General features: G+C 59.9%; 13 protein-coding genes and 2 pseudogenes. 5 read left to right on the plus strand and 10 right to left on the minus strand.

Features of this window, described 5'->3' with window-relative positions:
- Window positions 1–10 precede the first annotated feature (10 nt).
- Window positions 11–415 carry a serine kinase/phosphatase gene (locus tag BLQ41_RS09665; RefSeq protein WP_090179970.1) on the minus strand — a complete coding sequence of 135 codons (405 nt, stop codon included), beginning with the start codon at window positions 413–415 and terminating at the stop codon, window positions 11–13.
- A gap of 141 nt (window positions 416–556) precedes the next feature.
- Between BLQ41_RS09665 and can the strand changes: the two genes are divergently transcribed.
- Window positions 557–1,201, plus strand: coding sequence for a carbonate dehydratase (gene can, locus BLQ41_RS09670; RefSeq protein WP_090179972.1), 645 nt, complete (start codon window positions 557–559; stop codon window positions 1,199–1,201).
- Between the two features lie 107 nt (window positions 1,202–1,308).
- On the opposite strand, the gene BLQ41_RS09675 is transcribed toward can, so the two are convergent.
- The 5 genes from BLQ41_RS09675 to BLQ41_RS09695 form a co-directional block, all read right to left on the minus strand.
- Complete coding sequence (locus tag BLQ41_RS09675; protein ID WP_090179975.1) at window positions 1,309–2,481, minus strand: hypothetical protein; 1,173 nt, start codon at window positions 2,479–2,481, stop codon at window positions 1,309–1,311.
- 74 nt (window positions 2,482–2,555) lie between these two features.
- Complete coding sequence (locus tag BLQ41_RS09680; RefSeq protein ID WP_090179978.1) at window positions 2,556–4,262, minus strand: J domain-containing protein; 1,707 nt, start codon at window positions 4,260–4,262, stop codon at window positions 2,556–2,558.
- An 11-nt stretch (window positions 4,263–4,273) separates the two neighbouring features.
- Window positions 4,274–5,971, minus strand: a complete 1,698-nt coding sequence (locus BLQ41_RS09685; protein ID WP_090179981.1) for a molecular chaperone HscC — start codon at window positions 5,969–5,971, stop codon at window positions 4,274–4,276.
- A gap of 117 nt (window positions 5,972–6,088) precedes the next feature.
- Complete coding sequence (locus BLQ41_RS09690) at window positions 6,089–7,789, minus strand: acid phosphatase (RefSeq protein ID WP_090179984.1); 1,701 nt, start codon at window positions 7,787–7,789, stop codon at window positions 6,089–6,091.
- A 219-nt stretch (window positions 7,790–8,008) separates the two neighbouring features.
- The gene (locus tag BLQ41_RS09695) at window positions 8,009–9,427 is read right to left on the minus strand and encodes a short-chain fatty acid transporter (protein ID WP_090179986.1); all 1,419 of its coding nucleotides are present in this window, start codon (window positions 9,425–9,427) and stop codon (window positions 8,009–8,011) included.
- 212 nt (window positions 9,428–9,639) lie between these two features.
- Here BLQ41_RS09695 and BLQ41_RS09700 point away from each other — a divergent pair, with 212 nt between their 5' ends.
- From BLQ41_RS09700 to BLQ41_RS09710, 4 genes and pseudogenes are all read left to right on the plus strand, one after another.
- Complete coding sequence (locus tag BLQ41_RS09700) at window positions 9,640–10,953, plus strand: MFS transporter (RefSeq protein ID WP_090179989.1); 1,314 nt, start codon at window positions 9,640–9,642, stop codon at window positions 10,951–10,953.
- 219 nt (window positions 10,954–11,172) lie between these two features.
- Window positions 11,173–11,811: pseudogene (locus BLQ41_RS31355) on the plus strand (PAS domain-containing protein); the annotation flags it as partial.
- 150 nt (window positions 11,812–11,961) lie between these two features.
- A pseudogene (locus BLQ41_RS31360) lies at window positions 11,962–12,399 on the plus strand (methyl-accepting chemotaxis protein); the annotation flags it as partial.
- Between the two features lie 57 nt (window positions 12,400–12,456).
- Complete coding sequence (locus BLQ41_RS09710) at window positions 12,457–13,056, plus strand: flavin reductase family protein (protein ID WP_090179994.1); 600 nt, start codon at window positions 12,457–12,459, stop codon at window positions 13,054–13,056.
- 11 nt (window positions 13,057–13,067) lie between these two features.
- On the opposite strand, the gene BLQ41_RS09715 is transcribed toward BLQ41_RS09710, so the two are convergent.
- The 4 genes from BLQ41_RS09715 to BLQ41_RS09730 form a co-directional block, all read right to left on the minus strand.
- Entirely contained in the window at window positions 13,068–13,592 is a 525-nt protein-coding gene (locus BLQ41_RS09715; RefSeq protein WP_090179997.1) for a hypothetical protein, read from the minus strand.
- A 187-nt stretch (window positions 13,593–13,779) separates the two neighbouring features.
- A complete protein-coding gene (locus BLQ41_RS09720; RefSeq protein ID WP_090179999.1) occupies window positions 13,780–14,148 on the minus strand; it encodes a cupin domain-containing protein in 369 nt (122 codons plus the stop codon).
- An 88-nt stretch (window positions 14,149–14,236) separates the two neighbouring features.
- Window positions 14,237–15,049: an AraC family transcriptional regulator gene (locus BLQ41_RS09725; RefSeq protein ID WP_090180002.1), complete on the minus strand. Its 813-nt coding sequence runs from the start codon at window positions 15,047–15,049 to the stop codon at window positions 14,237–14,239.
- 114 nt (window positions 15,050–15,163) lie between these two features.
- Window positions 15,164–16,420 carry an MFS transporter gene (locus tag BLQ41_RS09730; protein WP_090180004.1) on the minus strand — a complete coding sequence of 419 codons (1,257 nt, stop codon included), beginning with the start codon at window positions 16,418–16,420 and terminating at the stop codon, window positions 15,164–15,166.
- Between the last annotated feature and the right edge of the window lie 73 nt (window positions 16,421–16,493).

Consider the following 16,493-nt stretch of genomic DNA (forward strand, 5'->3'; position numbering starts at 1 on the left):
GCACTAAATATCAACGATTACCGTCCATCGGATCGCGCCGCGCCAGTTCCTCTTCATCCAGCCCATTGCCCCCACCAATGTCGTCTTCATCGACAATGCTTAAATCCCAATCTGCCTGATTGCCTTCACCGGCCTCATGAGCATCCCGCGCGCCGTCTTCATGAATTAACGTTTCCGGGCTCATGTCGTCATCGGTGGGTTCATGGTCATCGGTCGAGGCGCCTGTCATTCCTGCCTCACGCACGCGTTCGCGGGGCATCAATCGCTCGCGTTCGTTTTCCGGCAACTCGTCGCCGATTTTGGCGCTGGGCTCTTCCTCGTCGAAATCCAGCTCATGCAGCGAGCCCATGCGGTCTTCGTTATCATCGATGGGCTCGGGTTGCACCGCATCGTACGGACGTCGTGAATCAGTCATGGCAATTCCTCATACTGTGGGCCTTACTAAGGTGGACCCACAGGGCTCCCGAGAATTCCACCGGCCATAGTTGCATCAAGCGCGTGACCTCGACGGACGGTTGTCTGTCAAACCAGCGCATCATTCTTGAGGCTTTACAGCATGAACGAATTACAAGATCTGATTGATAACAACGAACGCTGGGCCGAAGCGATCAAGCAGGAAGATCCGGACTTCTTCTCCAAGCTGGCCCGTCAACAGACGCCGGAATACTTGTGGATCGGCTGTTCCGATGCCCGGGTGCCGGCCAACGAAATCGTCGGCATGTTGCCGGGCGACCTGTTCGTCCACCGCAACGTGGCCAACGTGGTGCTGCACACCGACCTCAATTGCCTGTCGGTGATTCAGTACGCGGTCGACGTGCTCAAGGTCAAACACATCCTCGTCACTGGCCACTATGGCTGCGGCGGCGTGCGCGCCTCGATGCAGGACCGACAGCTGGGGCTGATCGACGGCTGGCTGCGCTCGATTCGTGACCTCTATTACGAAAAGCGTGAAGAACTGGCCGTGCTGGAGACCGAAGAGGAGCGGGTAGACCGTCTTTGCGAGCTCAACGTGATCCAGCAAGTCGCCAACGTCGGGCACACCAGCATTGTGCAAAACGCCTGGCATCGCGGGCAGAGCCTGTCGATCCACGGTTGCATCTATGGCATCAAGGACGGTCGCTGGAAAAGCCTGAACACGACCATCAGCGGTTTTGAGCAACTGCCGCCGCAGTACCGTCTGCGTCCGGTTGAAGCGCAGTAGAGCGTTTCGACAGAGATTACGCCGACGCTAAAAGAGCAGGTGATCGGGCGCATGAGCTGAATGCCGTTGCGCGTGAGCCATCGCTCACGCGCAACGTGCACAGGCGATTACAGTGCTGGCACCGGCACCGCTGTCTCGGGTGCCGGGGCTTGCAGCTGTTTGAGCTGCGACTGGATCGGCGGCGTCGCGCACTTGGCCACGGCTTGTTCCGGTGTCAGGTTGCGGATCGAGGTGTAGAACAGCTCGCAGGTTTTTTCTTTCTGGGTCACCTGCCACATCTGCGTGCAGCTTTTCAGCTGAACGGCAGGATCGCTGCCCGGTTTGCTGCCCATGCCGGCTTGCCAACAGGCGGCGCTCAAATCCTGCCCCATGACTGTCAGGCCCGCGGCGTCGGCCTTGGCCTGGGCATCTTCGCCGGTGTAGGTGGCCGGATCGGCGGCGTACCAGATATAACTCGGGTGGTTGGAACCCAGCACCGACACGTTCACCCCGGCGCTCGGGCTGATTGTGGCCAGGCCCAGGACATTTACGGTCGGGCCATATTGCTGCTTGATCCAGTTACGCACCGGCGCGCCGAAGGCAACCATCGGCAATGCCGCACCGTGGGCGTTCTGGCTGACTTCCTTGACCATGGTGGTCTGGTAGTCCTTGAAATAGCCGTAGACACCTTCCAGATCCTTGCCCGCATTGGCCGGCGCGGCAATCGGCGCGATATCGATGATGGTCTGATAGCCCGGCGTCTGGGCGGCTGGAATACCGTTGTCCGTCAGCAGCGTGGCCCAGCGATCCGTGGTGGCCGAGCGCAGGTAATCCTGGGCCTGAGTCAGGGAGTAATCCGGTGGGAAGTGCAACAGCTCGACACTTTTGCGATTTTCCAGGGCCATGCCCAGCGGCAGGAACAGATACCAGTTGTAGGCCCATTTGCCATCCGCATTGAGTTTCTTGGCGCCGGTATAGGCCAGGTCGCCTGCATCGAGCAGCGCGGCCAACGGTTTTTCGTAACCCTTTGGCACGCCGCTGATGTCGGCGTAGAGGTGATCGTTATCGGTTTTGACCCGCACTTTCGCGGAGCTGTAACCATCGCGCTGCACGCTTTGGGTCAGGTAATGCTCGACAGTCTGCTCAAGCGTCCAATGACGGAAGCAGATCACGTTGCAGTTGTTGGGGTAGGCGAACAGCCGCGTGACGCGTTCGGTGCTGCCCAGTTTCAGATCGACATCGGCGTGAGCGGCGGCGCTCAGGGTGAGGGCCGCGAGGGTAAGTCCTGTCAGTTTGAACATGCTCAGATCCTTTTCAGCGTGGACCCGCGTTGATCGCGGGCCATAGCTACTTAAGCAGATCGGCCGACAATCGCTCAACTGAACTTCAAACGAGTCAGGTGATAGTCCGGGTAATACATCAGGCACGCGAGGATTACCCCGACCATGAACAGCAAAAACACCAACTGCAACGGGCTGAAGTGCGCCCAATGCAGCGCCGTCAGCCATGGCCGTCGGGCGCTGAGTTCAGGGTCCAGCTGACCGATCCGCCGTTTGTGCAAGAGACCGATCAGCATAAAGCCGAGGTAAGTCACCACGCCCGGCCAACCCAGCAAGATCCCGAACAGCAACGCGAGCACGGCTTGTGGAGCGCCGTGCCGTATCACCAGCCAACGGGTGTCCGGGTTCCAGTGCCGGGGCACGAGGCCCTCGGTCAGCCAAAGATCCTGGACGATAAATTGCGACGTGATCGGCACCCACCAGCTCAGGGCGAAGCGCAAGAAACAGACCGGAACGAAGGCCAGTATCAACGGCATGCCGATGCTGTAGCCCAGGGATTTGTGCTCGGTCGGCAGATAAAACAAGAACATCGCCAGGGCAATACCCGCCCAGACCTGCACCCAGGTTTCGTCCGCGATGGGGCGCGGCAAAAAGCGTCGCCAGTGAAAGACATCGGCATGGGGCAACCGTAAACGCAATTGCGGATAGCGCCACTTGAGGGTTTGCGCCAGGTCATGACAGGCCTGCCATTCGTTCTGGCCGAAGCCGTCGATCATTTTCTTTTGCTGCCCATCCTTCATCGGGTTGATCAGCAAATGCGCGGCCTGAACGTCGGCGGCCCAGGTCCGGCTGTCTTGCGCCTTGGCCCGCAGGTTTTCGTAAAAACTCTCCTGATGGCAGCGTTCGATCAAGGCCGCCCAGGTCGACGCGGGCTCTGGATGAATACCTTTTTCGTCGTCCCAGCCAAACACCTGCCCGACGCGGTCAAACAGCGGCAAGCTCCATTCGGTATCGCTGAACAGTTGCAGGATGATTCGCTGCCATTCCTGGCGACGATCGAACACTTGTAGCCAGGGCTGTGCCGTGTAGCTTTTGAGCAAGGTAAGAAACTCTCGCTCCTTGCCGCCTTCAAGCAATTCCTGCAACGCCTGCCGATAATCCTGCAGCAAACCGCTGGCGAGGGCGTCTCGCTGCCAATCGGTCATTTCGATGTTTTGCCAGGGCGCCAACCAATCGAGGTGCTGGACTGCCCACTTGGCGACCGGATTGCGCAGGCCCGGATGATCGAAGCACAGCGCCAGCAGCAACTGCTCAAACGCTTGGGCGCATTGCTGTTGTTGCGCCTGCGCCCAGCGTTCAGTCAGGTTCTGTTCCGAGAGCCCGTCGATCAATGCCCGCGCCGCTAACTCCTGCGGCGCGGCAAGCGGTTCGTGCAATGGCTGGGCATGGGCAGGTGCAAGGTTCAGCGAGCGAAGAGGAGGCGGACTTTCAAGTTTCAAGGGGCGCAAAAAGGGAGGGTTTTCGGTGTTCAGCGGTTGAAGGTCGAGCACATCGGACCACGCCTGCAGGTTGGCGTGATTTGGCTGTTCTGCGCCTTCGGCCATTGCAACTTCGCGCTCGGGCGAAGCGTTTTCGGCCCGCCATTGGGCAACGTCCAGCGCATGCTCGTAGGCTTCGCGCAAGCGCTGGAAACCTTCGGGATCTTCATCGGGCCGGAAGGTTTTCAGCAGTCGCGCATAACTGCGCTTGATGGTGCGCGCGTCGGCGTCTTCGGGCAATTGCAGCACTGACCAGCAATCCATGTTGGCGCTCCTTACTGCCAGAGGCCGTTGTCCAGTGAGCTCAATTGCTGCGTCAATTCACTGCGCGCCTCACGAATCCGGCGCTCGTCCTGAGAATCAAGGACGTGCTGAAACTGTTTGGCCCAATGACCTATCTGTTCACGCATCTGCCCCAGGCTTTCCTGATAGAGACGCTCAAGTCGTGCGGTCAAAACCGTGTTGACCTGCTGATCGCGCGGGTGAATCTTCAGCAGCGCCAGGCCCGTCAGCCGCTGCTGAATCTCCTCGGGTGTCAGCACGCCGGGATTGTTCTCGATCACCAGCGAATGCAGGTCACCGGTCAGTGGCACCACCACTTGGGCCTCGAGCAAACCGTTGTTGTCATAGGTGAAGCGCACGTCCAGCGCGACTTCGCCAGCCTTGCGTTTGGGTACTTTGATGTCCAGCTCGCCCAGCGCCACGTTGTCTTTAACCAGGCGGCTTTCGCCCTGATAAATCTTCAGCAGCACGTGTTCCTGATTATCGTGCAGGGTGTAGACGGTCTTGACCCGGCTCACCGGCACGATGCTGTTGCGCTCGATAATTGGCAGGTAGTGGCCACTTTCGAATTGCTGGCCGATCTGGGTCGATGTCTCGATGCCCAACGTGTAGGAACAGACGTCCGTCAGCACCACTTCTTCCAGCGCGGCGGAACGTGCCTTGAGCGCGGCTTGAATGGCCGCGCCATGGGCCACGACTTCGTCCGGATCGAGGCTGATCGAGGGGAAACGCCCGAACAGCCCGGCGGCCAGTTTGCGCACCAGCGGCATGCGCGTCGTACCGCCTACCAGAAGGATTTCGTCGAGGTCACTAACGCGAATACGCGCGTCTCTCAGCGCCCGTTCAATCGGTGTGCGCAGGCGTTCGAGCAACGGTGTGTAGAGGGTGGCCAACTGTTGTTGGGTGATGGTTTGCGTCCATTGCTGACCATCGACCCGCAGGCTGAATTCGGCGCTGGCGTCTTGACCCAACGCTTTGCGTACGCGCTCGGCTTCGCGACGCAGAGGCTGGATGATGCTGGCGCGGTCGGGGAAGTGGTCGGTGTTGCGATGGTGCTCGAGAAAGTGCTCAAGCAGCACGCTGTCGAAATCCTCACCACCGAGGAAATTGTCGCCGGCGCTGGCACGCACTTCCATGACGCCATCGAACAGTTCCAGGATCGACACGTCGAACGTGCCGCCGCCAAGGTCGAAAACCAGGAACGAGGTTTCCTTGTCCCGATGGTGCAGCCCGTAAGCCAAGGCTGCCGCGGTCGGCTCGTTGATCAGCTTTTCGACCTTCAGGCCGGCCAGCTCACCGGCAATGCGCGTCGCCTTGCGCTGGGCATCGCTGAAGTAGGCCGGCACGCTGATGACGGCTTCGTGCACGGTTTCGCCAAATGCTCGTTCCACGTCTTCTTTCAGGCTTTTGAGCACCAGCGCCGAAAGCTCCTCAGGACGGAAAGTTCGGTCTCCGAGGCGTACTTCGGTTGCGCTGCCCATGTGGCGCTTGAACAGCGAAGCGGTCTGGCGAGAGTGGGTGTGCAAACGCTCACGGGCGGCCTGGCCCACCAAAACGCGGCCCTGGTCATCGAGGCCGACCACACTGGGTGTGAGGAACTGGCCCAAGGCATTGGGCACCAATTCGCTGGACTCTCCACGCCAGACGGCGACAAGGCTGTTGGTGGTCCCCAGGTCAATCCCTACGATCATTGCAATGAACTCCCTTTACGGCCTGCAAAAAAACGCAAGGATATTCCTGGAGCAGCGGGGCGGTAAAGAAAAGTAGTGGCATTGAGCTATTATTTTCGACGGGGTGTGTTCCAGCCCTCAGACGTTGAACGCAAGCGCGTTGGTCAAGTCGCCCATCGGCTTCTGCCCACGAGCAATCATCGCCTGGTCTCGCTGCTTGAGTCCGTCGAGTTGCTCAAGCCCGAACACCCGCGTGATCAGCCGCAGGATTGATGCCGTGTCGTAGACGGTGTGATCCACCGTGCCCTTGCGCGCAAACGGCGAAACCACCAGAGCCGGCACCCGCGAACCCGGTCCCCAGCGATCGCCTTTTGGCGGCGCTACGTGGTCCCACCAGCCACCGTTTTCATCGACGGCGACCACGACCACCATGTTTTTCCACTGCGGACTTTCACGCAGCACTTTCAGGGCGCGGACAATGTGCCGATCGCCGGACGCCACATCGGCGTAACCGGCGTGCATGTTCAGGTTGCCCTGGGGTTTGTAGAAACTCACTGCCGGCAGTTTGCCGGCCTCGGCATCGGCGAAGAACAGGTTGGTGCTCGACTCATCGCCCAGGCCCGCATCCCGCAGCCGTTTGTTGCGCTCGGCAGGGTTTTCGGGCCCTTGCTGTTTGAAGTAGTTGAACGGCTGATGGTGATACTGGAAATTCGGGATTTTCGGAATGCCGCCAGAATCCTTGTACTGATCCAGCGTCGCCTGCCAGCCCCCGGCGTACCAGGCCCAGTCAATGTTCTTTTTCGAAAGCTTGTCGCCGATGTGCTCGTGGGTCTGCGGGACCAGCACGTTTGGCAGGTCAGGCTTGGCGTACGCCGGGCGCTGCGGGTCACGAATCCAGGTCGGCCAGTAGGGCGGCGCGAGTGTATTGACGCCATAGCCGTCCGGCGTCAGTGCACTAGGGCCGAATTGCGGTGGGCCGGTCATGGCGCTGGCGGGGGATTTCTCCAGCGGTTTGAGACGCGGATCCAGAGGGTCATCGCTTTGCAGCGTCGCGATCTGCGCCTTGGCCACGGAGTTGGCCGCGTCGGGGTAGAACGGTGCGGTGGCGCTGATCAGGTACTGGTGGTTGAGAAACGAGCCACCGAACGCACCCTGGAAAAAGTTATCGCAGAGAACGAACTCCCGGGCAACGTCCCACAAGCGCAGGGAATATCGGCTCTGGGCGTAATGACCCATGGTCAATCCGCCGGAGTCGGCCCACGCGACGAAACTGTCATTCTTGCCGCCGTTGATCTGCATCTGGTTCTGATAGAACACGTGCCACAGGTCACGCGTCACCAGGCCCAACGGCAAGTCTTCAGCGTTCGGGCCCTTGAGGGCAAACGGCGCGTTTGGCAGATGTTCCTGAAACTGGGTTTCGCTGGGGTAAGTCACACCATCGAGGGTTTGCGGGCCGATCTGCAGCACGCCGCCCCACACTGGTGGCAGCGTCTGCAACAGACTGCCATCGCGATCACGCTGTTGATATTCGGCAGGCTTGAGCGCCGACAGCGGCTTTTCGACTCCTGGGAAGTCGCCGAACAGGTTATTGAAGCTGCGGTTCTCGGCGTAGATCACCACCACTGTTTTCACCTGGTCATGCAGGGCCTTGTCCATTTGCGCGGGGGACAAAGGATGCTCGCCGGGTTTGCCTGTGTCGTCGCCCTGACTGCCGCAGGCACTTAAAGTGGCACCGACGCCAAGCACGGCAACACCGCCGAGAAAGCGACGGCGACTGGTGTCTACAGGGTGATCGTCGTCAGGGGCGGGGGTGTTGCTGGGGTCTTTGTCGTCGTTCATGCCGAATTCCTTTTTGCCCAGATTGTTGCAATATGTTTCGGCGGGACGCTAGCAGTGGGATGTGACAGAAGGGTTACGGCCCTGAATATGGGCGAATTGCAAATGTGGGAGCGAGCCTGCTCGCGATGGCGTCGTTACAGTCAATATTGATTTCAACTGGAACATCGCTATCGCGAGCAGGCTCGCTCCCACAGTTGTTTTGCGGTGCTCTTGAAACGGTTACGGCATCACCGGAGCCGTATACGTCAGCGTCGTCCCCAGCGCCCACAGCAGGAACAGCACCAGCGGCGTGTGCACCAGCAACTGCACGAACGAAAAGCCGATCAAGTCCCGCGCCTTCAACCCGAGCACGCCCAGCAGCGGCAGCATGTAGAACGGGTTGATCAGGTTCGGCAGGGCTTCGGCGGCGTTGTAGATCTGCACGGCCCAGCCCAAGTGGTAGTTCAGATCAGTGGCCACTTGCATGACATACGGCGCTTCGATGATCCACTTGCCGCCACCGGACGGGATGAAGAAACCAAGAATCGCCGAGTACACGCCCATCAGCAGCGCATAGGTGTCGTGGGACGCGATGCTGACGAAGAACGTCGAGATGTGGTGGGCCAGGGTCTGTGCGTCGGTGCCTTTGACGGTGGTCATCAGCGCGGCGATCGAGCCATACAGCGGAAACTGGATCAGCACGCCGGTGGTGGTCGGCACCGCGCGGGCCACGGCATCGAGGAAGCTGCGCGGACGCCAGTGCAGCAATGCGCCGAGCATGATGAACAGGAAGTTGTAAGTGTTCAGGCCCGAGATCGCGCTGATCGCAGGTTTGGTCGAAAACTCGTGGAACAACCATCCTGCCGCCAGCAACACCAGCACAATGATCAGCAGCGGGCTGTGTTCCAGCCATTCGCCGGGGCGGGTGCGTGGTTGCAGCGGTGGCAGGTTGAAACTCGGGTCGATGCCGCAGGCTTGGGCATCACGGGCGGTGTTGGGTCCCGGCGCGGTGGCATAGGCGATGATCAGCGAGACCACGATCAGCACCAGCAACATTGCGCCGGACTGCCAGAGAAAGATTGTTTGGGTAAAGGGAATGACGCCGGTGATCGACAGAATCGATGGCGGCAGACTGGCCGGGTTGGCCTGCAATTGCGCTGCGGACGACGACAACCCCAAAGCCCACACGGCGCCAAGCCCCAGATAGGCGGCGGCACCGGCGGCGCGGTAATCCATTTTCAGGTCGACACGGCGGGCGAGGGCACGTACCAGCAGACCGCCGAACACCAATGACAGCCCCCAGTTCAGCAAGGACGCGACCATGGAAATCAGCGCGACCCAGGCCACGGCCGAGCGACCGTTTTTCGGGATGCGCGCCAAGCGGTCAATGAGTTTCACCGCGGGCGGCGAGCTGGCGACCACATAACCCCCGATCACCACGAACGCCATCTGCATGGTGAACGGGATCAGGCTCCAGAAACCGTCACCGAAAGCCATCGCCGCATCAGTGGGTTTGGCGCCCATGATCATCGTTGCCACGGCGACAATGATTACCGCCAGGGCGGCAAATACCCAGGAGTCGGGGAACCAGCGTTCGGCAAAACTTGAACAGCGCAGGGCAAAGCGGGCGGAGCGGGTATCTTCGATATCAGCGGCCACGGGACTACCTCTAATTTTTATGTTTGTTATGGTCCGCGGGGGCTTTAAAGGCACTTCAAAGGCCCGTCTGGACAGGTGCCAACAGTAAATCAATCAGTCATTTTTTGTGACGAAGTTTAGCCGGTCTGAGACTTTGGTCTAACGGGTTGTCCGTGGGCGCATTTGCGTAGACCATGAGCGCCTTGGTTTTTGCCTGTGCCAGAGTTCTTTTCATGACTGCCAACACCGATGCGCGCCCGGCGCCGTTTTCCCGCTCGGACTACAAGACCCTCGGTCTTGCGGCCCTTGGCGGCGCGCTGGAAATCTACGATTTCATTATTTTCGTGTTTTTTGCGCTGACCCTCAGCCAGCTGTTCTTCCCGCCGCAAATGCCCGAGTGGCTGCGTTTGCTGCAAAGCTTCGGCATCTTCGTCACCGGCTATCTGGCGCGTCCATTAGGTGGAATCCTGATGGCACATTTCGCCGACCGATTGGGGCGCAAGAAGGTGTTCAGCCTGAGCATCCTGATGATGGCGCTGCCGTGCCTGCTGATCGGGATCATGCCGACCTACGCCCAGATCGGCTATTTCGCACCGCTGCTGCTGTTGGTCTTGCGGGTTCTGCAAGGTGCGGCGGTGGGCGGTGAAGTGCCGAGCGCCTGGGTGTTCGTTGCCGAGCACGCACCCGCCGGGCATCGCGGATATGCCTTGGGCTTTCTGCAGGCAGGGCTCACGTTTGGTTACCTGATCGGCGCCCTGACGGCGACCTTTCTGGCGCAGGCCTTCACCCCGGCGGAAATTCTCGATTACGCCTGGCGTTACCCGTTCTTGCTGGGCGGCGTGTTTGGTGTGATTGGTGTCTGGCTACGCCGCTGGCTCAGTGAAACCCCGGTGTTCATGGCCATGCAGGCTCAGCGCGATGCGACGGTCGAACTGCCGCTGCGCACGGTCTTGCGTGAACATCGCCTGGCGATGTTGCCGGCGATGATCCTCACCTGCGTACTGACGTCGGCGGTGGTGGTGTTCGTGGTCATTACCCCGACCATGATGCAGAAAACCTTTGGCATGACCGCCAGCCACACCTTCGCCTTGAGTGCCTTGGGCATCGTTTTCCTGAACATCGGCTGCGTCATCGCCGGGCTGCTGGTCGATCGCATCGGCGCCTGGCGCACCGTCATGCTCTATAGCCTGCTGCTGCCGCTGGGCATTGGTGTGCTCTATACGTGCTTGATCATCGGTGGCAACTGGATCGGCTTGGCGTACGCGATTGCCGGGCTTGGTTGCGGGGTTGTCGGTGCGGTGCCGTCGGTGATGGTCAGCCTGTTTCCGGCGCGGATCCGCGTTTCGGGAATTTCCTTCACCTACAACATTGCCTACGCGGCATGGGCGAGTATCACACCGCTGTTGCTGATCGGTCTGATGCCATGGAGCCCGTGGATCTGCGTGATCTTCTGTGCAGTGATGGGCGCGGTGGGCGTGAGCAGTGCGGCGTATTTCGGCACGCGAATGCCACGAGTCGAGCGCTGTCCGGCCGCTGACGCGATATGAAAGAAGAGCTGGGTATCGATGTCGGAACTATTTTTGTAGGACAAGACTGAAGCGCTCTTCAGAAAATGCCCGCAAGGCCGATGGTTAGGCTGCATACCGCTTTCTACCTCTGTCCATCGGTGCTTTCCCATGTTCAACAAACGCTTAAAGCAGGAGCTTTCGGCTCTTCGCGAGGAACTCTCCAGCCTTCAGCAAGTGAGGGACAGTCTGGAAAGCGAGATGCTGGTTCTCACCCTTGACCCCAATGGGCGGATTCAATCGGTCAATCAGAACTTCATCGACGAGATGCTCTACAAGAGCAGCGACCTGATCGGCCGGGACCTCGAAGACATTGTCCCGGTTCATGTGAAGTCGGACGAATTTCACCACCGCTTCAAGTCTGCACTGACCCGTGGCGAGCACTTTGCCGGCGCCGTGCGTTTGCTGCGTGGTAATGGCCAGGAAGCGTGGCTGCGTTCGATTGCGCAACCCGTGCGGTCTTCGAACGGCAAGATCAAGTGTTTCTCGATTTACTCCAGCGACCTGACCCGCACCATCGAGGCGTCCCGCGAACATGAGAACCTGATTGGCGCGCTGGTGCGTTCCACGGCGGTGATCGAGTTCGATCTCAATGGCAACGTGCTGGCGGCCAACGAGCGGTTCCTCAGCGGCATGGGTTACAGCCTGGCGCAGATCAAAGGCAAACATCACCGCATGTTCTGCGCGCCAGAGGACTACAACAGTGCTGAGTATCAGAATTTCTGGCGCCGCCTGAACGCGGGCGAGTTCGTTGCTGAACGCTTCAAGCGTGTGGACAGCCACGGTCGTGTGGTCTGGCTGGAGGCGTCTTACAACCCGGTATTGGACGCCAACAACAAGCTCTACAAAGTGGTGAAGTTCGCCACCGTGATAACCGATCAAGTCAATCAGGAGCAGGCGGTCGCCGAAGCGGCCAATATCGCTTACAGCACCTCCCAGCAAACCGACCAGAGCGCCCAACGCGGCACGGCGGTGGTGACGCAGGCGGTGAATGTGATGCGCGACCTGGCCAAACACATGCAAACCGCCGGCGAAGGCATCGAAGCACTGAACGAGCAATCGCTGGTCATCGGCACCATCGTCAAAACCATCAGCGGCATTGCCGAACAGACCAACCTGCTGGCGCTTAACGCGGCCATCGAAGCGGCGCGTGCCGGTGAACAGGGGCGGGGGTTTGCCGTGGTTGCGGACGAAGTCCGGCAACTGGCTTCGCGCACCAGCCAGGCCACCGATGAAATCGTCGGCGTGGTGCGCCAGAACCAGGACATGGCGCGCAACGCCGTGGCCCTGATGACCGACGGCCAACTCCAGGCCGAACAAGGTCTGGCACTGGCGGCGGAGGCGGGCACGGTGATCGTCGAGATCCAGGACGGTGCGCAGAAAGTAGTGAATGCGGTCGGGCAGTTTGCCAATCAGCTGTCGACTTGATGCCTGCCCTCCTGGTGGAAGTCGCTACAATCGGCGTTTTCCCCAGGAGCAGCCCTCATGAGCGTTTCTCACCGCCGTCCGGTTCCCTTGTCCAAGGCTTATCGCCTGCTCAATCACGGGCCGACCGTGCTGGTCAGCGCGGCGCATGATGGCCAGCGCAATATCATGGCCGCCGCCTGGGCCATGCCGCTGGATTTCGAACCGCCAAAAATTGCCGTGGTGCTGGATAAATCCACTTGGACCCGGCAACTGCTGGAAGCTTCGGGAACGTTCGTGTTGAACGTTCCCTGCGCTGCTCAGGCCGATATCGTGCAGACCGTTGGCTCGACATCGGGCCTGGAACTGACCCAAAGCCACGGCCAGGACAAGTTTCAGACCTATGGCCTGCAGACGTTCAACGGTGAGCTGATCGACGCCCCCCTGCTTGAAGGCTGTGTCGCCTGGCTGGAATGCCGGTTGCTGCCGGAGCCCGACAACCATCAACAGTACGATCTGTTCCTGGCCGAAGTGATTGCCGCCCAGGCCGATGAGCGTGTGTTCAGCGAGGGGCGTTGGCACTTCGAAGGGCACGATGCCTTGCGCACCTTGCACCACGTGGCGGGCGGGCATTTCTTGACGATCGGCGATCCGGTGGACGGCAAGACGTTGCAGGTGTAAGCCCGGGGGGCTTACAAGCGAATGTGATTTTTCGGATGGCTGCGCGTCGGGCGGGTCATCAGAAAATCGTGCAACAACGACACCGATGCCGAGAACACCAGGGTCATGGCGCAATACAGGGCCGTGGTCAGCCAATGGTTCAGCGAGATCGGTGCCTCGTCCATGAACGGTGCGATCATCAGAAACCCGACGATCGCCCCAAGCCCCGTGCGCAGTAGCGTCAGGAAACTGGTCCCGACTTCCGCCGTTACCTTGTAGATCGTCTCGAACCGATCGCGCATACGGTCGCTTTTCAACCGGTGGATTTTCTTGTGGATGCACACCGCCACATAGATCGTCAGCAGGCACCCACCGTGGTTGAGAATAGGGGCGCTGGCCAGCAATGACTGGAGAATGGCTTGCAGTTCGGCCTGGTTGGTCGAGTTGATCAACAGGGGCACTGCGCCAAGAATGAAGCCCACGATCAGCTCTGTTTTAAAGCGTCTCAAAAACACACCGGAATCTTTGCGCGAATTGCTCTTCCAACGGTTGCTCATCAAATGTAACGCCTTGGTGGTTGTGAAAAAGTGAAGGGAGCGCAGAGGCTCTTGGCAGTGAGACCGATGGGTCAAACTGTGACGTCTGCGCTCCGTGAAACACTTTAAAACAACCGCTGAAACACTTATGTATGAAGCTTCCGAGTACGTTGGAAGGCATTTCCTACCGTGCTGTGGTCTGCGGGTTTCACACCCATATATCGTTCTGAGCGGTGCATTCGCCACCTTCGCGGCCGGTGTTCAACACGCCTTTAGGTTCGATCAACAGCAACTTTACTTCTTGTGTGGCAGAGGGTTTGTGCTCGACTCCCTTTGGCACCACATACATTTCGCCTGCGTTCACCAGAACGTGGCCATCGCGAAAGTCGATGCGCAATTGCCCTTCGAGAACGATGAAGGTTTCATCGGTATCAAGGTGATCGTGCCAGATGAAATCCCCCAGCAGTTTCACCACTTTGAACTGGTAGTCATTCATTTCGGCGATGACTCGCGGCGACCAGTGCGCGTCGATCCGGGTGATTTTTTCAGCGAAGTTCAGGCTGTGGTAATCGTTCATGAGCAGGCCTCGTGGTTGATCGTGAACCCACGTTAACCAGCCCGTCGGCAGGCTTCTTGTACGATTGTGCGTGGCTTGTGCGAGTGACTCAGCGGCGATGCATTTTCATCCAGCGGGCGGGCGACAAGCCGTAGGTCTTGCTGAATTGCCGGGTCATGTGGCTCTGATCGGTGAAGCCGGCGATCAGCGCGGCGCTGACCAGTGACTGGCCCTGGATAAGCAGCGAGCGGACCATGTCCAGGCGACGCATGGTCAGATAACGATAAGGGCTGGTGCCGAACAACAGGCGAAAATCGCGCGACAGGCTCCAGCGGTCGCGACCGCTGTGTTGTGCCAGTTCCTCCAGGGTTACGGTGCGATCCAGGGCGCTGTGGATGAACGCCCGCGCGCGTTCCGCCGCCACGTAGTCGAAGCTCTGACGCTGGGAGGAGGTCGCTCCCGAAACGCTGTTCAAGGCCTGCGCCAGATCGAACAACGCGTCCTGTTCCTCCAAGGGATCGAGAGGGCAATCGAGGCTGCGCAGCAATACGTCAGTGGCGGCGAACAAGCGCGGGTCAGTCGATAATCCGGTCTTGATGAAGGGCAGCGGCTTGCCGCCGAGGATCTGCTGAATCAGCGCCGGTTCGATGTACATCATCTGGTATTTGAACCCGGCCTCGGTGCCCGCTTCGCCATCGTGGGCTTCGTCCGGGTGCAGTACCAAGGTCCCGCCCGGCAGGCTGTGGCGCCAGGCGCCGCGGTACTGGAAGCTCTGCACGCCGGCCAGGGTGCGGCCGATCGCATAGGTGTCGTGGCGGTGAAGGTCGTAACCGTGGCCCGCAAAAAACGCCTCGAAACGTTGAACCCCGCCAACGTCGGGCGCGCGGTGAAACCAATCGATGGGCGTGGTGTGCCGGACCATGGAAGTGATGTCTTGAACTCAGTTAAGAGCACGGTAACCCAGTGAACCGCTACCTGTCTAAACGCCCGGGTTAAAGATGTTCACCGCGTATCGATGGCCAATGGTCGAGGCTCGTCAGGTCAACGCCTCAGCCTCATCCATCGTATGGCGAGGGGCAGCACGCAACCGGTTGAGGGTTTCGGGCATGGCCAGCAGCAGCAACGCAAATGCTGCCGCCGCGATCCCGGCCAGGGTTAGGAACGCTGCGTCATACCCCGCCTGTTGAACCACTATTCCGGCGAGGCCGTTGCTCAAGGCCGCTCCCAGGCCAAACACGGTCGACAGGGCACCGAGGCTGACATTGAAACGCCCGGTGCCTTGGGTCAAGTCTTTGACCACCACCGGAAACAACGCCCCGAACACACCCGCGCCGACGCCATCCAGCAACTGCACCGCCACCAGCCAGTACGGGTCATCCGACAGGAGATACAGCACCGCGCGCAGTGGCAGGATCAGGAAACCGGCCAGCAGTAACGGTTTTCGCCCCCACACATCCGCTTTCCACCCCACCAGTAACGCCACCGGCACCATCACCAGTTGCGCCGCGACAATGCAGGCCGACGTCAACGGCGTGGCCATCTGCAAATTCACCAGTGACAGCTTCTGACTGACCAGCGGCAACATCGCCGCATTCGCCAGATGGAACAGGCCACAACAGATGGCGAACACCAGCAGCGGTCGGTTGTGCAGCAAGACACTCAAGCCTGAAGGGTTTATGTCATGGGAGGGGCCTTCGGGATCAAAGCCTCGTGCCACGTCGTGATCAATGGCGTGCGGCGAAATAAAACTGATGGCAATTACGCTGGCCAACGCCATCAGCGCCATCAGGTAAAACACCGCCACCGGGCCAAAGAGGTAAGCAAAACCACCGGCCAGCAACGCCGCAACGGCATTGCCCGCGTGATTGAAGGTTTCATTGCGCCCGGTTCGACGGGTAAAGGCCCGAGGCCCGGTGATCCCCAGGGAGATCGCCGCAATCGCTGGGGCAAATACCGACGCCGCTACCGCACTGAGCGCCTGGGTCATGGCCACCAGCGTGAATGAAGTAATGAACGGCAGCAGCAGGCAACTCGCGGTGACCAGCAGCGCCGCGACAATGATCACGCCGCGTTTGCGGTGCGTTCTATCGATCAGTGCGCCGGCCGGCGTTTGCGTCAGCAGTGCCGCGATTCCCGCCAGCGTCATCACCAGGCCGATACTGGCCGGCTCCCAGTGATGTACCGCCAGCAAATAAATCGCCAGATACGGCCCTAATCCATCACGCACGTCGGCGAGAAAAAAGTTGAGCCCGTCCAGTGAGAGGGCGTTGCGACGGTCGGAGTGAGCGTTCAAGGGCGGCCTCTTCATGACGGGAGCGCAGGGGCAGATTGCGTATTAGCAATGACTCATTGAAACGGCACGAAGT

Source organism: Pseudomonas arsenicoxydans, assembly GCF_900103875.1.
Lineage (GTDB): Bacteria > Pseudomonadota > Gammaproteobacteria > Pseudomonadales > Pseudomonadaceae > Aquipseudomonas > Aquipseudomonas arsenicoxydans.